Origin of the sequence: Salinisphaera sp., assembly GCF_002729955.1 — a bacterium.
In the GTDB taxonomy this organism is placed as follows: domain Bacteria; phylum Pseudomonadota; class Gammaproteobacteria; order Nevskiales; family Salinisphaeraceae; genus Salinisphaera.
In genome coordinates this window covers 1-18,521 of sequence record NZ_PBYA01000003.1, presented here as the reverse complement: position 1 = coordinate 18,521, position 18,521 = coordinate 1, and the positions used below count along the sequence as shown (strand labels likewise).

At 64.7% G+C, this 18,521-nt stretch carries 16 protein-coding genes; 8 read left to right on the top strand and 8 right to left on the bottom strand.

The annotated features are described in order from the left end of the window. The first annotated feature begins 19 nt into the window (after window positions 1-19). From CMN27_RS00220 to CMN27_RS00210, 3 genes are read left to right on the top strand one after another with little or no spacing between them, the layout of a single operon-like run. Entirely contained in the window at window positions 20-562 is a 543-nt protein-coding gene (locus CMN27_RS00220) for an XRE family transcriptional regulator (protein ID WP_293623341.1), read from the top strand. Then, window positions 559-1,254 (top strand): AzlC family ABC transporter permease, encoded by a 696-nt coding sequence (locus CMN27_RS00215; RefSeq protein WP_293623339.1) that lies wholly within the window; start codon window positions 559-561, stop codon window positions 1,252-1,254. The genes CMN27_RS00220 and CMN27_RS00215 overlap by 4 nt, the downstream gene beginning before the upstream one ends. After that, window positions 1,251-1,601, top strand: a complete 351-nt coding sequence (locus tag CMN27_RS00210) for an AzlD domain-containing protein (RefSeq protein WP_293623337.1) — start codon at window positions 1,251-1,253, stop codon at window positions 1,599-1,601. The genes CMN27_RS00215 and CMN27_RS00210 overlap by 4 nt, the downstream gene beginning before the upstream one ends. 28 nt (window positions 1,602-1,629) lie before the next feature. Here the strand turns inward: CMN27_RS00210 and CMN27_RS00205 are convergent, their stop codons facing one another. The 4 genes from CMN27_RS00205 to CMN27_RS00190 all read right to left on the bottom strand — a co-directional run bounded on the left by CMN27_RS00205 (window position 1,630) and on the right by CMN27_RS00190 (window position 5,833). Beyond that, window positions 1,630-2,661 carry a ketoacyl-ACP synthase III gene (locus CMN27_RS00205; RefSeq protein WP_293623335.1) on the bottom strand — a complete coding sequence of 344 codons (1,032 nt, stop codon included), beginning with the start codon at window positions 2,659-2,661 and terminating at the stop codon, window positions 1,630-1,632. 274 nt (window positions 2,662-2,935) lie between these two features. Then, complete coding sequence (locus CMN27_RS00200) at window positions 2,936-4,060, bottom strand: FAD-dependent oxidoreductase (RefSeq protein WP_293623333.1); 1,125 nt, start codon at window positions 4,058-4,060, stop codon at window positions 2,936-2,938. Then, window positions 4,057-4,488 (bottom strand): rhodanese-like domain-containing protein, encoded by a 432-nt coding sequence (locus CMN27_RS00195; RefSeq protein ID WP_293623331.1) that lies wholly within the window; start codon window positions 4,486-4,488, stop codon window positions 4,057-4,059. Before CMN27_RS00195 ends, CMN27_RS00200 begins: the two co-directional genes overlap by 4 nt. 193 nt (window positions 4,489-4,681) lie before the next feature. After that, window positions 4,682-5,833 carry an MFS transporter gene (locus tag CMN27_RS00190; RefSeq protein WP_293623329.1) on the bottom strand — a complete coding sequence of 384 codons (1,152 nt, stop codon included), beginning with the start codon at window positions 5,831-5,833 and terminating at the stop codon, window positions 4,682-4,684. 109 nt (window positions 5,834-5,942) lie between these two features. Here CMN27_RS00190 and CMN27_RS00185 point away from each other — a divergent pair, with 109 nt between their 5' ends. The 4 genes from CMN27_RS00185 to fhuB all read left to right on the top strand — a co-directional run bounded on the left by CMN27_RS00185 (window position 5,943) and on the right by fhuB (window position 10,552). Next, entirely contained in the window at window positions 5,943-6,698 is a 756-nt protein-coding gene (locus CMN27_RS00185) for an IclR family transcriptional regulator (RefSeq protein ID WP_293623327.1), read from the top strand. Between the two features lie 199 nt (window positions 6,699-6,897). Continuing rightward, complete coding sequence (locus tag CMN27_RS00180; RefSeq protein ID WP_293623325.1) at window positions 6,898-7,665, top strand: ATP-binding cassette domain-containing protein; 768 nt, start codon at window positions 6,898-6,900, stop codon at window positions 7,663-7,665. A 74-nt stretch (window positions 7,666-7,739) separates the two neighbouring features. Beyond that, complete coding sequence (locus tag CMN27_RS00175) at window positions 7,740-8,591, top strand: iron-siderophore ABC transporter substrate-binding protein (RefSeq protein ID WP_293623324.1); 852 nt, start codon at window positions 7,740-7,742, stop codon at window positions 8,589-8,591. Further along, on the top strand, window positions 8,588-10,552 hold the full coding sequence (fhuB, locus tag CMN27_RS00170) for a Fe(3+)-hydroxamate ABC transporter permease FhuB (protein WP_293623322.1): 1,965 nt from the start codon (window positions 8,588-8,590) through the stop codon (window positions 10,550-10,552). Before CMN27_RS00175 ends, fhuB begins: the two co-directional genes overlap by 4 nt. Before the next feature lie 74 nt (window positions 10,553-10,626). On the opposite strand, the gene CMN27_RS00165 is transcribed toward fhuB, so the two are convergent. The 4 genes from CMN27_RS00165 to fhuF form a co-directional block, all read right to left on the bottom strand. After that, the gene (locus CMN27_RS00165) at window positions 10,627-12,045 is read right to left on the bottom strand and encodes a UvrD-helicase domain-containing protein (RefSeq protein WP_293623320.1); all 1,419 of its coding nucleotides are present in this window, start codon (window positions 12,043-12,045) and stop codon (window positions 10,627-10,629) included. After that, on the bottom strand, window positions 12,032-13,762 hold the full coding sequence (locus CMN27_RS00160) for an AAA family ATPase (RefSeq protein ID WP_293623318.1): 1,731 nt from the start codon (window positions 13,760-13,762) through the stop codon (window positions 12,032-12,034). The genes CMN27_RS00165 and CMN27_RS00160 overlap by 14 nt, the downstream gene beginning before the upstream one ends. Window positions 13,763-13,946: 184 nt before the next feature. After that, window positions 13,947-15,623 (bottom strand): multidrug ABC transporter permease/ATP-binding protein, encoded by a 1,677-nt coding sequence (locus CMN27_RS00155; RefSeq protein ID WP_293623316.1) that lies wholly within the window; start codon window positions 15,621-15,623, stop codon window positions 13,947-13,949. 7 nt (window positions 15,624-15,630) lie between these two features. Then, the gene (fhuF, locus tag CMN27_RS00150) at window positions 15,631-16,383 is read right to left on the bottom strand and encodes a siderophore-iron reductase FhuF (RefSeq protein ID WP_293623314.1); all 753 of its coding nucleotides are present in this window, start codon (window positions 16,381-16,383) and stop codon (window positions 15,631-15,633) included. Window positions 16,384-16,603: 220 nt separating this feature from the next. Between fhuF and CMN27_RS00145 the strand changes: the two genes are divergently transcribed. Next, window positions 16,604-18,160 carry an NAD(P)/FAD-dependent oxidoreductase gene (locus CMN27_RS00145; RefSeq protein ID WP_293623312.1) on the top strand — a complete coding sequence of 519 codons (1,557 nt, stop codon included), beginning with the start codon at window positions 16,604-16,606 and terminating at the stop codon, window positions 18,158-18,160. Window positions 18,161-18,521: the final 361 nt, after the last annotated feature.

The window sequence follows — 18,521 nt, the reverse complement described above, 5'->3', positions numbered from 1 at the left end:
AGCCGATGATTAGTTTTCTATGGATAACGCCACCCCGCAGGAGCTGCACCGGCAGTTCGCCCAACGCATCAAGGCGTTTCGAACCGAGCGCGGCCTGACGTTGGTCGGCCTCGCGGCGCTGACCGGAATCGGCAAGTCCACGCTGTCGAATCTGGAGCGCGGTGAGGGCAACCCCACGATCGAGACGATATGGCAGCTCGCCCAGGGGCTTCAGGTCGGCTATGGCGAGCTCGTGGGGTCTGCCGCGCCGCAGTCATCGGCGGCGGCCGGTGTGTCGGTCGTGCTCGTCGATCGCGAAGACGCCGAGCGCAGGATCGAAACGTTTCGCATGCACTTCGACGCCGGCGCCTGTCGGCAGGCCGACGGGCATGCCGCTGGCGTAAGCGAGCACGTGCTGGTGCTTCGAGGCACGCTGACGGTGACAACGCCGGCCGAGCGTGCCGTGTTGCAGGCCGGCGAGGCCTGGACGTTCGCCGCCGATCAGACGCATCGCTACGAAGCGGGCAGGGCCGGTGCGGCCGCGCTGGTTTCGGTGGTCTACCCCGAAGCGCAGCCGACATGAGCCGGCGACGCGGTCTTGTGCGCGGGCTGCAGTCGGCGGGGCCGATCTGTCTGGGCTATGTGCCGGTGGCGATCACGTTCGGCGCCGCGGCGACGAGCTTTGGCTATCCCGTCTATGTGCCGCTGCTGTTCTCGGCCGCGATCTTTGCCGGCGGCAGCCAGTTCATTCTGCTGGCCGCGTTACAGGACGCCACGCCGTGGCCGTATGTGGTGGCCCTGTGTGCGTTGATCGATTCGCGGCATATCGTCTACGGAGCCTTCCTGCGCCGTATCTTCCCGACGCGACTTTCGGCGCGCTTGCCTCTGGCCCTGGGCCTGACCGACGAAGTGTTCGCCACCGCGCTCACGCGGCGTGATGCCACGCCGGGGCGGCAATTGACCGCCTGGCTTGTCGGCCTGGCCGCGGCGGCGTATCTCTGCTGGGTTGCCGGCACGGCCCTGGGTGCTGTGCTGGGCACGGTGCTCAGCCATGCCGCGCCGGCGCTGACCCATGCCCTGGATTTTGCCCTGCCGGCGCTGTTTCTGGCGCTTTCGCTGGAAAACCTGAACCGCGAAACGGCCGTGCCGCTGCTGGCCGGCGCGGGCGCGGCGCTTGTGGCCGTCTGGCTCGGCAATATCGCCCTCGCGCTGGCAGCCGGCGTGGTGGTGGCGGTCACGGCGGCGGGCTGGCGCCATCGGTCGGAGACGGCATGACCGACCGGTCGCTGTTCATCGCTATCGCGGCCATGGCGGGGGTGACGGCGTTCAGCCGCGTTCTGCCGTTTCTGCTGGCCCCCGACAGCCGGTTGCTCAGGCTGCTTTCGGGCGACCATCCGGCGATTCGCATCGCCGGCCCCGCGTTGCTGGTCGGCCTGGCCGTGGCGAGCCTGGCTGGGCCATCCATCGAAAGCCCGTCGTGGCAGACGCTGTTGAGCTACGCGGCGGGCGCGGTGGCGACGGCCGTGGTTCTACGCTGGCGCCAGAGCGTGGGCCTGGCCGTGGTGGCGGGAATCGTCGCCTTCGGGCTCGCCGGGCCGGCCACGCGCTGGCTTTTGTCCTAGAGCCGCACGCGGCCCGGCCGTGAGTGAATCAGGCAGCGGCGAAGTCGTCGGGCAGCCGTACGAGCGTTGCGCCCCAGGACAGCCCGACCCCAAAGCCGACCAGCAACAGCAGGGCGCCGGGTTTGATCTGGCCCATTGCGGCCGCGCGCTTGATGGCGATGGGAATACTGCAGGACACGGTGTTGCCGATGTCTTCCATGCACACCACAAAGCGCTCGGCCGGCAGGTCCAGCTTCTTGCGAATGCCTTCGAGCACGGTGGCGCTGGCCTGGTGGGGCACCACGGCATCGATTTCGTCCAGGCTCACATGGGCCTTGGCGCACAGGGCATCAATGGCCTTCGGCACTTCGCGCAGGGTGAATTCGATCACCGCGCGCCCGTTCATGTAGATGTTGTGGTCGCTGCGGGTATTGCCGTGGCGGTCGGTGTATTCCTCCACGGGGCGGTCGATCGCACGGTTGCGCAGGCCGCTGTTGGGTACGATCAGATCCTGTGCGCCCGAGCCGTCGGTGCCGTAGACGAACGGGCCGATCGCTTCGGCGCCTTCGCCGGCGCTCATCAGCGTGGCCGCGGCGGCATCGCCAAACAGGGCGCGCACGCTCTTGTCGCCGGGGTTGACGAACTTGCTGTAGGTATCCGCGGTGATGAGCAACAGTTTTTGGGCCTGGCCGGTTTCGATCAGGGCCTTGGCCACGCCCAGCGCATAGATATAGCCGGAACAGCCGAGGTTGATATCCAGCGCGCCAATGTGTGTGCTCAGGCCAAGCCGCTGCTGCACGAGACAGGCCGTGGTCGGAGCGAGATAGTCCGGCGTCTGGGTACAGAAGATCAGGTAGTCGATATCGGCCACGTCGGTGCCGGTACGCTCGATCAGCGCCTCGGCGGCGATCACGCCGAAATCCGAGGCGCATTCCTCGTCGGAGGCCACATGCCGCGCGCGGATGCCGGTTTTTTCGGCGATCTTTTCCAGCGGCCAGTTAGGAAAGCGCGCCGCGATTTCCTCGATCGACTCCGTGCGCGCCGGCAGCATGTACTCGATGGCATCAATCACGGCGGCCATCAGTAGCGGCCTCGACGGTGGCGGAGGGCTCGACAGGGCAAGGTATCTCTCCCGATGACAGCGGCAATCACGAGTCTATGCATAACACAGGCGCCGAGGCGCAAAACGCTCAATATCGGCGTCCGTACGGTGCGCGTCAATGCACGTACGCGAGCGTATGCTGCGCCGTGGCGCCTGCAATGCCGATAGGGCGCGGGCCCGGCGTGCTTCGCCGGCGGTGTGCCACCCGGCCTGACGCAGCGCAGCATGGGCGGTTGCTGCGCCCCGTGGCGGCTCAACGCGGCCGGTAGCTTTCGATGAAGCGGCGGTCGAGCCAGTGCTTGAGCCACACGCTGCTACGGCCCAGCCACCAGCGCTGCCCGCGGCTGGCCAGACCGGTGCCGTCGCCGAGGTCGAGAATCGACAGCCACTTCGACTGCGGCTCATAGTTTTCGAGCGCCTGCCCGCGCAGACCGGCCAGCAGATTGGCCAGCAGCACCGGCGCCTGACGTACACCGAAAACGCCGAGGCGGGCCAGCGCATGGCCACGAATATGCGCACAGTCGCCCACCGCGAATACCTGCGGATCGTCGACGCTGCGCAGGGTGTCGTCGACCACCAGGCCATCGTCAAAGGCAAGGCCGAGGTGGGCGAGCCACTGCGGTGCCACCAGCCCGGTCGCAATCACCACATGCGCGGCGGCAATATGTTCGCCGTCGTCGCAGATCAGTTCGCCGTCGCGGCGTTCGGTGATACGGCGGTTGTATTGCACGTCGATACCGAGGGCGGCGAGTTTGTCGGCAAGGCGTTTGCCTGCGCTGGCCGGCAGCGACGGCGCGAAGGTATCGCCGCCCTGCAGCAGACGGATGGCGGGGCGTGCATCGGTCGGCGCATGGCGACGGGCCAGGGCCGCGATATTGGCCGCGATTTCACAGCCGGTATTGCCGCCGCCCACCACGGCCACGGCGGGTGCCTCGCCGGCCGCGAACGCCCGGCTCAGCGTGGTACGCAGGGGCGCGAGATTGGCGATGGGTTTGACCGGCCAGCAGTTCGCCTCGGCCGTACAGCCGTCGATCGCCGAGCTGTTCACGCCGCTGCCCACGTTGAACGACAGCCAGTCGTAGGCGAGCGTTTGGCCATCGGCCAGATGTAGGCGCTGGCGTTCGCGGTCGACCGTCTCGACGTGCCCGGCTACAAACGCGCCGCCGTGGTTTTCGACCACGGCCCGCGGGTCGATCTGGTCGTCTTCGGGGGCAAACCGGCCGCCGAGCATGCCGGTGGCCCGGCCGGAGTACCAGAAGGTGCCGGGGTCCACGAGCGTGACGCTGGCGCCGGCCTCGGCCAGCGCATCGGCATGGGCAGCCACATGCAGATGGGCATGGCCGGCGCCCACGAGTACCACCTTCGCCTGTGTGCTCACGCCGGGGTGTCGCGGTCCGGATGTTCGACCGGGTACCCGGCCGCGCGCCAGTCGCCATAGCCGGCTTCGAGCACCTTCACGTCGCGATAGCCGTTCGCGGCAAGCGCGGCCGCCCCGCGCGCGGCGCGGATGCCGGCGGCGCAATAAGTCACCACCGGGGTATCACGGGTGACCGAAATCTGCGGCTGGGCTTCCAGCGTGTCGATGGGATGGTGAACCGCGCCCGCGATATGGCCCTGCGACCATTCCCCCGGCTCACGCACGTCGATGAAGCGCGCACCCGCCTGGTGGGCCTCAAAGGCGGCGTTGAGATCGAGCACGTCCACCGGCGTATCGGGCGCCGCAGCGTTTGCCAGGCCTGCGGGGGCCTTCGATGTGCTGTTTTTTTGCTGGCCGAACCAGCGACGCAAGCTGTCGATAATCGTCATAGGCGCTGTTTGCCTCCTTGCATGGCCTGGCCGGCTTGGTCGGCTGCCTTACAACGAAGGCGCGTCGGACCGGTCAAGCCAAGGTGGAAATGGCGGAACGGTGGCAAGGATGCGCCTCCGAGGCATGTGTGGTCGAGCCTATCGGCCGGTTTGAAATGCCCGCCCCGGCCGCGGGTGGGCCATGCGGCTTGTTTCAGCGCGTGGCACCTGGGGCAAACAGACCGCGGGCCACGCCGATCGACCCCGCCACCACCACGCTCGCCGCGCCCGCGATACACAGCGCAAGCGTCGGCGGGCCGGGGAGGAAATCCGAGAACGATGCCAGGAATTGCCCCATGAATATCGCGACCGAGAGATAGGACAGATTGCGGCCGCGCACTTCGGCTGCGCTGTTTTCCACGGTCATGTGATTGACCAGCGGCACCGACAAACCGAAGCCCGTGCCCATGGCGATACAGCACAGCAGCAGCCAGGCGGTGCTGCCCACCCAGGCGAATAGCCCGTGCGCGACGGCGAAGAACAGAAAGGCCACGGCCAGCGTCGAGAAGTTGCCGAGCCTGCTCACCACGCGCGGCATGACAAAGGCGGCGCCCACCGCGACCAACGAAATGAACGACAGGAAATACCCGGTTTGCGGTTCGCTATAACCCAGGGCGTGCAGATGGATGGGCAGCTTGACCACGGCGAAGAAGAATATCGTCATCGCCGCCAGCGCGAGTACGTAGACGGTTTTGAGCGTGGCCGACAGTCGGCGAGCCTGCGCGGTGGGCTGCGGGTTTTCGCGGGTCGCCGGTGGTCGCGGCACGCAGCAGAGAACCATTCCCAGCATCAGCCAGGCGAACAGGTAGAGCACAAACGGCCAGCGCCAGCCCAGGCTCGCCAGCTGGCCGCCGAGGGCGATGAAGATCACACCGCCCAGCTCGATGGTCATGCCCTGGCGGGCGATCATGGTGAGCCGATCCTGGCCGCTGTAGAACGCCGATATCAGCGCGGTGCCCGAGGTCATGACCACCGCCGTGGCCGCGCCCAGCAACAGCCGGTTGGCGAACACCAGCCACATCCCGTGTAGGGCCACAGCGGCCACGCCCAGCAGGCCATAGGCAAACAGTCCGGCACAGAGCATGCGATAGGCGCCCAAACGATCGATCAGATGCCCCGCCACGGGCCCGAACAGCACCACGCCCAGGGCCGGCAGGGTGACCAGCCAGCTCGCCGCCGAGGCCACGCCCAGATTTTGCGCAATGCTCGGCAGGCCGGGTACCACCACGCAGCCCACCATGATCGTGAGGCAGGCGACGGCAAGCAGGCTGAAGGCCGCGGCTAGACCGGGGTTTTGCGTGCTCATATGACCGCCTATCGGATGGCATGACCGATAGGCGGATATGGTAAGCCTGACAGGCGGCGCGTCAAGCGGCAGAATCCGCGCATCCGTCTACCGCGCGTATCGTGTGCCCATGACAGAAGTACAGCAGTCCTCGAACGGCCAGGTCATCGCCCGCGCTGCCCAGATCCTGGCCGCTCTGGAAGCGGCCTCGGAGGGGCGTACCGTTTCCGAACTGGCGCGTACCACCGGCTTGCCGCGAACCACCGTGCACCGCCTGGCCAGCGCATTGCTCGACCAGCAGCTGCTGGTCGAGGGCGAACGCGGGCTGCGGCTCGGCCCGGCGATTGCCCGGCTGGCCACGGCCGCGCATACCGATATGGTCGCCGTGGCACGCCCGCATATCGAAGCCCTGGGCCGGCGCACCCGCGAGACCGTCGACCTGTGCCTGGATCGCGGCACGCATGCCATTTCGGTGGATCAGTACGTCTCCGATCGTGAACTGCGGGTGGTGTCGCAGGTCGGCACCGCGTTCCCCATTCACTGCACCGCCCACGGCAAGGCCCTGTTGGCGGCCCAGGACGACGCCCGGCTGGCCAGCGTGCTCGGCGAGACCCTGCAACCCTGCACGGCGGCCTCGCACACGCGGCTGAGCACGTTACAGGCGGAATTGAGCACCGTCCGGCGCACCGGCATCGCCGTGGATCGCGAAGAACACGCCGACGGGGTCTGTGGCCTGGGCGTGTACATTCGCACCGGGCTGAGCGGTAACTACGCCGTCTCGCTGGCGGTGCCGGCGCTACGCTTCGAGCCGCATTACGACGAGCTGGCCGCGGCATTGCTTAAATGCCGGGCCGAAATCGAGGCGGTCTTTCAGGGCGGCCGCTAAACCGCCGCGCCCGGACCTTACGCCCAAGCGGCGCCTGCGTCCGGCTTGGCCGCAAAGGCCCGGCTGGCTTGGCTGGTGTCGGGCGAGGGCCGGCCCGTGGCGGTTCATCTTTTTGATAAGCATTCGTATTTAGCTTATTCTCGGAGCCCTGCCGAATCACCGCGCGGCGCGGGCGTATCGCCACGCTGCGGAGAAGGTCATGTTCGAACTCAACGCCGCACGCTTCGAGGTCAATGGACGCTGTCTGCTCGAAGCCACCGATCTGCGTTTTACGCAGGGTCTGGTCTATGGCTTGATCGGGCACAACGGTTCCGGCAAGTCCACGCTGCTCAAGCTGCTGGCCCGCCAGCAGAACGCCAGCCGCGGCCAGGTGTCGCTGAACGGGCGCGCGGTGGGCGAGTGGGGCGATCGTGAATTCGCTCGGGAAGTGGCCTATCTGCCGCAGCAGCTGCCGGCCGCGACCAGCCTGACCGTACGCGAGCTGGTGTCGTTCGGGCGCTACCCCTGGCAGGGCCTGCTCGGGCGCATGACCCGTGAAGACAAGCGCGCCGTGGCCAAGGCCATGGCGCTGACCGGTATCGAGGCCATGACCGACCGCATGGTGGATACGCTCTCCGGCGGCGAGCGCCAGCGCGTATGGCTGGCCATGCTGCTGGCCCAGGGCAGCCGCTTTTTGCTGCTCGACGAACCGCTCTCGGCGCTGGATATCGCCCATCAGGTGGATACCCTCGCGCTCATTCGCGAACTGGCAAGCACCCTCGGCATCGGCGTGATCATCGTGCTGCACGACGTGAACATGGTCTCGCGCTATTGCGACCAGCTGGTGGCCCTGCGCGGCGGCCGGCTGCTGGCCCAGGGTGCACCGCGCGAACTCATGTGCGATCAAACGCTCGAAGAAATTTACGGTGTGCGCATGCGCGTGATGGAACACCCGGCCGACAACCACCCCATCGCCGTCGTCCAGTGAGGCGGCGGGCGGGTGCCGCTGGCGCCGTTCTGCCACGGCGCGCGATCTACACAGGCTGGCTGCTCGGGCTGGCCTTGTTTTTTTGTGCCGTGGCCGGCGTCGCCCAGGCCAAAGACACGCCGCGTGTGGCCGTCATCGACTGGGGCCAGGCCCAGACCCTCATCGCCATCGGCGCGCCGCCGGTCGCCATGTCGCAAATCCCGGCCTACAACGAGTGGGTGGCCGCACCCGACGTGCCCGAGGGCGTGCGCGATCTGGGCCTGCGGGTACAGCCGAACATGGAGCTGCTTTCGCAGCTGGATATCGACGTGGTCACCATCACCTCCATGTATTCCGGGCTGCGTGAACGCCTCGCCCCGATCGCGCCGGTCAAGACCATCGACATCTACGACGGCCAGGGTGCGGTCTGGGATCGAACCGTGGAATCCACCCGCCGTCTGGGCGCGCTGGTGGGCCGCGAGGCCGCCGCCGAAGCGTTGATCGACGCCACGCAGGTCCGTATCGCGGCCTGTGCGGCGAAGGTGCCCGAGCAGGTCAAGCCGTTGCTCGTGGTGCAGTTCATGGATGCCCGCCATGTGCGGGTGTATACCGAAGACAGCCTGGTCGGCAGCGTGCTCGAGCGCATGGATATCGCCAACGCCTGGCAGGACGGCGGCAACTACTGGGGCTTTGCCACCGTGCCGCTTGAACGGCTGGCGTCGATCGACAACGCCCGCATGGTGGTGGTCAAACCGTTGCCGGTCGGCGTGGCCGAAGAAATCGATACCAGCGTGCTCTGGCATCACCTGCCGGCCGTGAACAACGCCCCCGTGCTCTACGTGCCGCCGGTCTGGGGTTTCGGCGGGTTGCCGTCGGCCAGCCGCTTTGCCCGCCTCTTGGTGGACGCGCTGGGCCGCGACTGCAGCGCGGGCGGGGCCGCTTCATGACCACGCCATGGGTCACACCGGCGCGTCTGTGCGGTGGTTTCGCGCTGCTGCTGGTGGTGCTGGCCGCGTTCGTGCTGGATCAGAATTCGGCGGCGGGCATTGCTGCCCTCTGGGCCGACGGTAACGATATTTCGGGTGTACTGGCCCGTTACAACTGGCTGCCGCGGGTAACGGCGGCGCTGGTCGGCGGCGCCGGGCTGGCCCTGGCCGGCGTGCTGTTCCAACAGACCCTGCGCAACCCGCTGGCCGCGCCCACCACGCTGGGCGTGGTGGGCGGCGTCCATCTGGCATTGCTGGTGGGCACGTTGTTTGCGCCTGCGCTCATGGTGCATGCCCGCGGGCTGGTCGGCTTTGCCGGCGGCGCCGGGGCCATGGGGTTGGTCTTTGCGCTGGCCTGGCGACGCAACCTCGCCCCCACGGTGGTGGTGCTCGCCGGGCTCGTGGTCAATCTCTATTTCGGCGCGCTCGCGGTCGTCTTGTTGCTGTTCAACGAGGAAGCGCTGCGCGGCATGATGATCTGGGGCGCGGGCTCGCTCGCCCAGAACAACTGGGACGGCGTGCTCTATCTGCTGCCGCGTCTGGCGCTGGCTGGCGTGGCCGCGGTGGCCTTATCGCGCGCGCTGGCGCTGCTGGATCTCGACGACACCAACGCAAAGAATCTCGGTATTTCACTCGCCTGGCTACGGGCGGCGAGCCTCGGTTTGGGCGTGTTCGCCAGCTCGGTGGTCATCGTCGAGCTGGGCATCGTCGGCTTCATCGGCTTGGCCGCGCCTTCGATCGTGCGTCTGGCCGGCGCGCGACGACTGGCCAGCCGGCTGATCTGGGCACCGATATTCGGCGGCCTGCTGCTGGCCGTCACCGACCAGGTGCTGGAACTGGTCACGCTGCATTCGTCCATGCTCATCCCCACGGGCGCGACGACGGCCGCCCTCGGCGCGCCGTTGCTGCTGTGGCTCATCCCGCGCCTGAATCTGGCCCGCGAACCCGGCTCGCCGCCGACGCCGGCCCCGCGCAGCCAGACGCCCGGCCGGCTGGTGGCCATGCTCGCCATCGGGCTGGTGGGGGCCGTCATCGTCGCGCTGTTCGTAGGCCAAGGCGCAGACGGCTGGGACTGGCCCTTCACCCGCCCCTGGGACGAAACCGGCCTGTGGCGCGTGCCTCGCGTACTGGCCGCCGGCGCGGCCGGGGCCATGCTGGCCGTGGCCGGCACCGTTATCCAGCGCGTATCCGGTAACGCCATGGCCAGCCCCGAAGTGCTCGGCATCAGTGCCGGCACCGGCCTGGGCGTGCTGGCGGTGGTACTGCTCGTGCCCGGCGCCGGCGTGCCCGTGCTGCTACTGGCCGGCATGCTCGGTGCGCTCGCATCCTTGGCCGTACTGGTCGGCCTTAATGCCCGCAGCGACTACGAACCGGAGCGCGTGCTGCTCACCGGCATCAGCGTGCTGTTTCTGTTCGATGCCGTCGCCAAGATCGTGCTCGCCGGCGGCGACCCGCGCACACAACAGTTGCTCGCGTGGATGTCCGGCACCACCTACTACGTCGAACTGCCGCTGGCATTGACGGTGGCCGTACTCGGGCTGGTGCTGTTCGCGCTGATCCGGCCCCTGCAGGTCTGGCTCGATCTGCTCCCACTGGGCATGCCCACCGCCCGGTCGCTGGGCGTGAACGTCGGCATCAGCCGCCTGCTACTGCTGGTACTGGTCGCGCTGCTCACCGCCGGCGCCACGCTCGTGGTCGGCCCGCTCAGCTTCGTCGGACTGCTCGCCCCCAACCTCGTACGCATCATGGGCCTCGCCCGCGCCCGCCACCAGCTCGCGGGTGCCGCCGTACTCGGCGCCCTGGTCATGGTCATGGCCGACTGGATCGGCCGCATGCTGCTGTTCCCCAGCGAAATCCCCGCCGGCATCGTCGCTACCCTGATCGGTGGGAGTTACTTCATGTGGCGGTTGCGGCGGCTTTAGGCGGGTTTGGGACGAAGAAAGCGTTCGCGAATTGGAAGGTTGTACGCACGTGTGGTGAAAATCTCGGTCGCTAGTCAGCCTGGTCGTAGCGTCGCGCGTTCCGACCAAATACAAATACGCTTCGCGCCGCGCGTAAGCGCAACGTAAAGGTCATGTCGATTTAAAGTGTGCGCATTCATGATCATGCAGGAGTCAGCTTCCAACCCTTTCAGCAATAGAGTGCTGCCGATGGCTATTTTCCCCGCTGTACGCTCCTGGTGTCGCCGGACATCACGTTCCGCTCGGGCAGCAGCGGCTAGGTTCTCGAATTGATCGGCGCTCGCCCGCGAAAGTGCACAGAGTGTGGCGTCATATACCGTCGGTCGAAATAATCGCGACTGCGCGGTTCCTCTCAGTGCCTTTAATAAGTTGGCTACGGCCGTATATGAAGGGCTCGCGACCAAATCCAATGCTGCGCGGTCTGCGTCGTTTACTTTGAACCGACCTTGGCCGTTCCGGTGTATTCGCTCGATACGTGCTCGGAAATCTCCGGCGCGCCCTAACCCAGTCATAACGTCACGAGCCAAACTCGCACATTGTTCTACCGCGTAGAACGGGTGATCAAGATTCAAGTTGCGGGCGAACGCCGCTAGCCGGCTTAACTCCACTGGTTCAACCACGATTACACCGGGAGTGTTACGAGCGAAATTATGACGCGCGTTTGCGTTCGCGCTCGGACCGATGACCAGCACGCTACCTGCGCGTGCAAGCTCCCTTAACTCAGCAGTTTCATTACGAGCTCGTTGCCTCGGCGGGGCGGGCCGCCGCCATACAACCCCGCCCGGTAGGTTGTTCAGATCGATTGGAGCCCCATCGAGGAGCGCGCGGCGGACATCTGCTAACCAGCTGCCGATCTGCGGCGCACCTGCATTGTCCCAGCGCCACGGGATATCAAGCTCATGGTGCTCTGGAAAGTCATTCCCCAAGTTATTCCAGTCCACTCGTCTACCAGCGAAACCGAAGACGGATTGCATCGGATCGCCAAGCACTACTGTCGGGAGGATGCCAGCACAGGCCACGATCATGGCGTGTTGATCAAGCGAGCAGTCCTGATATTCGTCGACGACCATATGGCTGTAGGATGCCCGAAGCACCCGGTCGACGTGACCACCTTCGATTAAACCCCGGGCGCGCCGTTGAATCTCAGGATAATCCTCGCCGGGATTTGCGATGTTTAGGTGCTGGGCATTGATTTGAGCGCGCCCAGGATAGGCAGCCAGCAATCGAAGCGCCCATCCGTCAAGCGTCCTAAGCACGTAGCCATCACTTGAGACGCCGTGACCCGATAGCCGCTTCCGTAATGCCGCGACTCCACTATTGGTATGGGTCAAGACTAATACGGGTAGACTTTCATCGTGACGAGTTAAGCTTTCGGCGATGAGTTGTGTTTTGCCGTAACCCGCCGGCGCGCTGATATGCCCACGCTGTATTGCCAGCAGGTCAACCCCCGCCATCGGCCGCCCACCTAAATATTCGATCGATCTCAGCTTTAAACCAATCAGCGCTATTCTCCAGCGCTGGACCTACCACGTCCCGAGCGATCTCCTCCATAACGCCGACACCACGGTCTTTGAACCATGACCGCTGTTTTGATTTAGCGGCCTCCGCACAGGCCCAACGCTCTTGTTCGGTTAGAACTTCCTTCGTCTCACATACTTCAAAGTCAAAGGAACTGTCTTTCGGCAGCTTTTGGGTAACCTGGGCATCGATCGTCTTTTGGCCATAGCGCGCTACTGCCCTTTTTACAAGCTCGACCCCTGTTTCGGAATCTAAGCCCATAAAGAGTGCGTGTTCGAGCGCATAATCTTTTGGCCATTTTGCTAACAAGCAGCCTTGACTGACCAATTCCGCCTCTTGGTCGGCATCTGGCTGCTTATCGTCGTCGCGCAGAATCGCCGTTCGGTAACCCAATGCACGGAACGCCTCCACACGCTTAAGAATCTGATTGCAACCTCCCGCATTAACGAGCGATGCGCCGACCGCCGTTAGTGAGCGCTGGCCATGATCTAATCGGTATAAGTCCAGTCCCCGCAAGAAACCCTCTTCACCTGCGCCCTCGCATACAATGACAGATTTCGCCAAGAACGCTTCCGGAAACGCTCGTAGCGTCCCTTGCAAGTCATCTGAGGCATCCATGCTGGGCATCGTCATAACGCCATCCGTATTCCGAACGCGGACGAGTTGATCGGCACGTAGCTCTCGTATAATTACCGGGGAATGCGTTGTTGCGAAAACCTGGAGAGGAGCGTCGTTCTCCTTTGCACCAAGAGCTTGCAATAGCCGCACAATCCTGTGTGGTTCCAAGCCGGCCTCTAATTCGTCAATTAAGCCGATATCTGCACCGGTAGCCGCTTCATGTTGTAGTCCCGCGATCAGTAGGCGAGAGGAACCAAGTCCCAAGCGAGTCAAAGGGACGCTGTATCGGTCTTGTAGGGCAATATGGCCTGGGCGCAGAGTTGTTTGCGAAGCATCGAGGCTCGCGCTCGCATCGGTCGCAGCGTCGACTCCGAGATCGCCCGCGATCTCCCCAACGCGAGTTAATGTAGCCTCAAGCTGTGCATTTGCAGAATCGCCGAATTGTTCCCGCGCAGCCCGTGCGGCCTGAGCTAGAGCGCCGCTCAACTCCAACCGGTCGTCAGTTAGATTGAACAGGACCGAGCCGCGGCCAAACGTTAGTTGTGACGCGTTTTCACCCTGCAACTGGAGTAACGAAAGTCGCCGCAACATTCGAGACGCCATTTCTCGACAGTGGCTTTCTTCTTCGACGCGGCTCGAATTTAAATACCAGAGTCCTTGCATCGATTGGTCGATTCGAAGGGTGACAGAGAGCGCTGTTTCGAGGCCGCGTCCAGGCTCATCTTCTATGTCGCCGGTTTCGGGATTTAAGCCGCAGTGAAAGGGGCCGAAGGGCTCTAGAGAGCCGAGTTCAGGGGCTAGATCGGCGATCACCAACGATATCTCGATCGGGTGGTTCGTATCCAACCGATAAAAATCCGCGTCGGTTGCTGCGCGCGTGAAGTTAGTTGAAAGGCACCAGTTAATAGCGTCGAGCACTGCTGACTTTCCGCTATCACCAGGTCCAAACAGGCAGTTAAACCCCGGTTTCGGTAGCCAGTCTAATTGCCGAATGGATCGAAAATTACGGATTTGGACCTTCGCGATTCGCCCCATGCTTCCGCCTCAACCTTGCTCACTATTACCGCACAAAAGCTCCACACTGATCGCAGCTAGTAACTCGATGCGGGGCGGATCAGAGTATCACCCGATACTCACTTTAAGTGGGGCAAGGGTCCGCTTTTAGCCGAAAGCAGACTCGATATTGCTTCTTCGGTACTTGGCGCCGGGCTGTGTTCCCTCAGCTCTGAGCAATCCGCCCCACCGCATCCCGACTAGCCGCATCCCGCGCTGCACCGGTGAGCTCCGTGAGTTGGCCGCTACGCATCTCCAGCAGGCGGTCGGCGTGTTCGAAGTAGTGGTCGTCGTGGCTGATGGCGAACACGGTATGGCCGCGGGCGGCGAAGGTGGGGAGTAGTTCGCGGTAGAACACGCGGCGGAAGGTGGGGTCCTGATCGGCGGCCCATTCGTCGAGCAGGAGGATGTCGCGGGATTCGGCCAGGGCCAGCATGAGCGCCACGCGCTTGCGTTGGCCCTGGGAGAGCTGGGTGTCGAGGATGCGTTCGCCTTCGAGGGCGAGTTTGTCGGTGAGGCCCAGGCGTTCGCGCCAGTTCTGAATGAAGGCGTCGTCCACGGGGGCGCCGTCGCTGGTGAGCAGTTGTTCGAACAGATGAAAGTCGGTGAATACGGCGGCGAACAGGTGTTGTAGCGATGCGCGCCGGTTGGCATCGATGACCTGGCCATCGACAAGAATCTGGCCGGATTTGGGCGCATACAGGCCGGTGAGCAGCCGGGCAAGGGTGGTCTTGCCGCTGCCGTTGCCGCCGATCAGAAACACCAGTTCGCCGCGGCGCAGGGTGAGGTCGATGGGGCCGATGGCAAAGCCGCCGGTCGTGTTGTCTTCTGTGTCGTCGCCGTCATATGCAAAACAGACCTGGCGTAGTTCGATGGTCTGCCAGTCGGTGCTGATGGGCGCGGGTTGGTCGAAGCCGTGGGCGTGTTCCGCCAGGGCCAGGGTGCGCAGCTTGTCGAAGGCGACCTGGGCGGCGATCAGTGTGGGCAGGGCGCCGATGGCGCCGATCAGCGGCGTGCGCACGAACAGCAGGGTGAGCGCATAGGTCGCAGCCACGGCCGGCGTGGCCCAGCCCAGGCCGTTGGCGAGGAAGAACACCAGCCCGATCGCGCCCAGCATCATGATGTTGGTGCAGTTGTTGGCGGACAGATGGAAGGTGTCGGCACGGATGATATGGCGCTGGTAGCGGCGGGCGTTGTCGGTATAGGTTTCGTCGAACAGGCGGCGTGCGCGGGCGCGGTTCAGGCGTAGTTCCTTGCGGCCGTGGATGACGTTTTCGTAGTCGCGATAGAGCGCGTCTTCGGCCTCGCGCACGAGCGCGATATGGTGATAGACACGGCGCACCAGCCAGGCGCCAAAGCCCATGGTGGCCGCGATCCATACGGCCGTAATCAGAAGAATCGGCAACGACAGCCAGGCCAGGTAGGCGATGCTGGCTACGGTGAGAATGCTGCCTTGAACCAACTCCGGCAGGCGCACGAAGGCGATGGTGACATTGCGCACGTCCGACGAAAGCGCGGCGAGCAGGCGGGCGCTGCCCAGGCGTTCGATCCGCTCGATATCGGTATCCAGAATCTGTTTGACCAGCCGCGAGCGCAGGTCGAACACGAAGCGATGGCCAAGCGTGGTCAGCCCGAGCTGGGAGGCCAGAGAAATCGCCAGCAGCAGGACGATGAGGCCGAAGAACTGGGGCAGGGCCGCCAGCGCGCTGCTACCGGTTTCGATGAGCCGGGCATTGATGAAGGCTATTACGCCGATGCCCAGCCCCGCGCTGGCCATGCTGCCGACGAGCACGGCGATGAAGGCGGCGCGATAGTCGCGCCAGATCAGACGAAGCAGTTCCATTCGGGCGTTATCCGGTAGCGCGGTCGGGTTCGGCGCTGTGCATGGCGCGCGGGCAGTTTGAACACAGGCCCAGGCTGGGCTCGAGATCGCGCATGCAGCACAGGCGGCGACACTGTTCCACGGGTTCGTCGTTACCGTCGAGGGTGCCGGGCGGGCATTGCTTGAGAATGCGGTGGAAGGGGTTGAAGCCGCCGTCCGGGCGTTGCCGACAGGTCATCAGGGCGCGCACGGCGGCCAGGCGTTCGGGCGGAATGCGCTGCTGGCGTTCCAGCTCGCCCAGCGCCCAGTCGAAGTACACGCCGGCATTGCTCCAGAACACCCGGGTGGCGAGCCGGCAATGCTGGGCCAGCGTGGTGATGACCGGGGTGAACGCCGAGTCCACCAGCGCGCTGAAATCATGCCCCGGCCGGTCGCTTATGGCCGCGCTGCCGTTGGTGAACACCACCTGGGCAACGGTTGCGTCGTCGTCGCAGACGATCTGCAGCCTGTTCAGATCGAAATCGAGCGCGCGGTCGGTGGACAGCTGAGCGACGAGCGTGGCGATGCCCAGCCGGGCAAAGAAGAATTTGGACCACTGCGATGCGCGGGCCCGCGGCTCGGCGCATTCGTGGCGTTCGCCGAAGTGGACGAGCAGCGGCTTGAGGCGGGCCGGGTCGGTGAGCGTGCCGGCATCGATGGTGCGGGCGGACGGCGCCGCCTCGGCGTGCAGAAGCACGTCCGAAAACGAGGCGAGATCATCATGGAAATGGTCAGCGAACATCGCAGCCGGGCCGGTGGCTAGAAGTCTTGTGCGCCGCGCTCGCGCCAGACGATAGGAATGATTATCAATACGTTAACGCGGGCGGGCTGCCCCTTGCCAGTTTATGCGGTAAGACCGGCCAGCCCAATCTGACATTGCGCCTTGTCAGAAAGAGCGGAAATTGATATTTTTGAAGTCCGCCAGACCGCTGGCACCCACTTGCACCGCCACGGAGCGCCCCATGGCCGTTACCGAACTCGTGTCCCGCTTCAATCCGCTTACCTCCCATCCGAAGATCGATACCGATATGCATATCGCGATCATCGGCGCCGGGTTTTCCGGTCTGGGCATGGCCATCCGGCTCAAGGAAGCCGGTGTGGACAGCTTCACCATTCTGGAGCGCGGCAGCGAGGTCGGCGGCACCTGGCGCGACAACCACTATCCGGGCGCGGCCTGCGACGTGCATTCGCATCTGTACTCGTTTTCTTTCGAGCAGAGCGCGACCTGGTCGCGCAGCTTCGGCCAGCAGCCGGAGATCTTCGACTACATCAAGCGCTGTACCGACAAGTACAAGCTGCGCCAGCACGTGCGCTTCAACACCACCATCGTGGGCGCCGATTTCGACGAAGACACCGGCATCTGGAACGTGCACACGGCCGACGGCGAAACGCTGACCGCCAACGTCGTGGTGTCCGCCGTCGGCGCGCTGGCCGACCCGGCCTGGCCGCGGATCGAGGGCCTGGACAGCTTCACCGGCAAGCTCATGCATACCGCCCAGTGGGATGACGACTACGACCTGGCCGGCAAGCGCGTCGCCGTGATCGGCTCCGGCGCGAGCGCCATCCAGGTGGTGCCGGAAGTGGCCAAGCAGGCCGACCAGCTCACCGTGTTTCAGCGCACGCCGAGCTGGATCATGCCCAAGCCGGACCGGCCCATCAGCGCCGAACGGCAGGCCGAATACCAGGAATCGCCGTCCAAGCTGTATCGCCGCCGCGCCAAGATCTACTGGATCAACGAACTGTTCGCGCCTTTCGTCATTTCCGATTTCGGGCCGTTCAAGCGCATGGCCGAGAACATGGCCAAGGCGCATATCAAGAAGCAGGTCAAGGATCCGGCCATGCGCGAGCAGGTCACGCCGGACTACAAGATCGGCTGCAAGCGCATCCTCATCTCCAACGACTGGTACCCGGCCCTGCAGCGCGACAACGTGGAGCTGATTTCCGACGGCCCGGCGAAGATCACCGAAAACGGCATCGTCACCCAGGACGGGCGCACCATCGAAGTGGATGCCATCGTCTGTGCCACCGGCTTCAAGGTACCCAGCAAGGCCGCGCCGTTCCCCACCAAGGGCCGCCAGGGCGTCGACCTCAACACCGCCTGGGACGATGGCGCGGAAGCCTACAAGGGCGTGACCGTGTCCGGCTTTCCCAACCTGTTCTTCCTGATGGGCCCGAACACCGGCCCCAGCCATACCTCGGTGCTGGCCTTTACCGAACAGCAGATGGACTACATCCTGCAAGCCATCGCCCACATGGCGAAAAAGAAGCTGCGCTTCATCGACGTGAAGCAAGCCGTGCAGGACAAGTTCAACCGCGGCATCCAGTGGCGGATGAAATACACCTCGTGGACCTCGGGCTGCAACAGCTGGTATCTGACCGATTCGGGCAAGAACACCACGCTGTATCCCGGGTTCAACTGGGAGTACAAGCTGCGGCTGATGCGTTTCAAGCCGAGTGAATACGAAGAGGTGAAGCAGAGCGCGCCGAAGGTTGCGCGTTCGCGCAAGAAAGCGGCCTGAGGCGAGGCCATCACGCGGTAACCGACCCCGGGCGCTCATCTAGAACGCCCGGGGTTTTTTATGCGCTTCTGTCCGCTGCAGGCGTAGGTCGGGTTAGCGCAGCGTAAGCCGACAAGGAACGCTGCTCGCGGGGGGCGGTTCGACTGTGCCCTTCGATTGCGCCACGGGGTGGTTCCTTGTTGGCTTACGGCCTTCGGCCTAAGGCCAACCTACGCGGCGGGTAGCTCTGATGCTCGGGGGTTTTTAATCAACGCTGGGGTCGGTTTTGGCTTGGGGTTTCGCGCTGCTGCGCGAGTGACTTTCATTTGCTTGTCCAAATGAAAGTAACCAAAGCAAAGGACACCCTGTCTTGCGCCGATGC

What these genes read in the sequence shown, in the direction of transcription:
- CMN27_RS00220 (WP_293623341.1), top strand. Translation starts at nt 20, where the DNA reads ATGGATAACGCCACCCCGCAGGAGCTGCACCGGCAGTTCGCCCAACGC.
- CMN27_RS00215 (WP_293623339.1), top strand. Translation starts at nt 559, where the DNA reads ATGAGCCGGCGACGCGGTCTTGTGCGCGGGCTGCAGTCGGCGGGGCCG.
- CMN27_RS00210 (WP_293623337.1), top strand. Translation starts at nt 1,251, where the DNA reads ATGACCGACCGGTCGCTGTTCATCGCTATCGCGGCCATGGCGGGGGTG.
- CMN27_RS00205 (WP_293623335.1), bottom strand. Translation starts at nt 2,661, where the DNA reads ATGGCCGCCGTGATTGATGCCATCGAGTACATGCTGCCGGCGCGCACG.
- CMN27_RS00195 (WP_293623331.1), bottom strand. Translation starts at nt 4,488, where the DNA reads ATGACGATTATCGACAGCTTGCGTCGCTGGTTCGGCCAGCAAAAAAAC.
- CMN27_RS00190 (WP_293623329.1), bottom strand. Translation starts at nt 5,833, where the DNA reads ATGAGCACGCAAAACCCCGGTCTAGCCGCGGCCTTCAGCCTGCTTGCC.
- CMN27_RS00185 (WP_293623327.1), top strand. Translation starts at nt 5,943, where the DNA reads ATGACAGAAGTACAGCAGTCCTCGAACGGCCAGGTCATCGCCCGCGCT.
- CMN27_RS00180 (WP_293623325.1), top strand. Translation starts at nt 6,898, where the DNA reads ATGTTCGAACTCAACGCCGCACGCTTCGAGGTCAATGGACGCTGTCTG.
- fhuB (WP_293623322.1), top strand. Translation starts at nt 8,588, where the DNA reads ATGACCACGCCATGGGTCACACCGGCGCGTCTGTGCGGTGGTTTCGCG.
- CMN27_RS00165 (WP_293623320.1), bottom strand. Translation starts at nt 12,045, where the DNA reads ATGGCGGGGGTTGACCTGCTGGCAATACAGCGTGGGCATATCAGCGCG.
- CMN27_RS00160 (WP_293623318.1), bottom strand. Translation starts at nt 13,762, where the DNA reads ATGGGGCGAATCGCGAAGGTCCAAATCCGTAATTTTCGATCCATTCGG.
- CMN27_RS00155 (WP_293623316.1), bottom strand. Translation starts at nt 15,623, where the DNA reads ATGGAACTGCTTCGTCTGATCTGGCGCGACTATCGCGCCGCCTTCATC.
- fhuF (WP_293623314.1), bottom strand. Translation starts at nt 16,383, where the DNA reads ATGTTCGCTGACCATTTCCATGATGATCTCGCCTCGTTTTCGGACGTG.
- CMN27_RS00145 (WP_293623312.1), top strand. Translation starts at nt 16,604, where the DNA reads ATGGCCGTTACCGAACTCGTGTCCCGCTTCAATCCGCTTACCTCCCAT.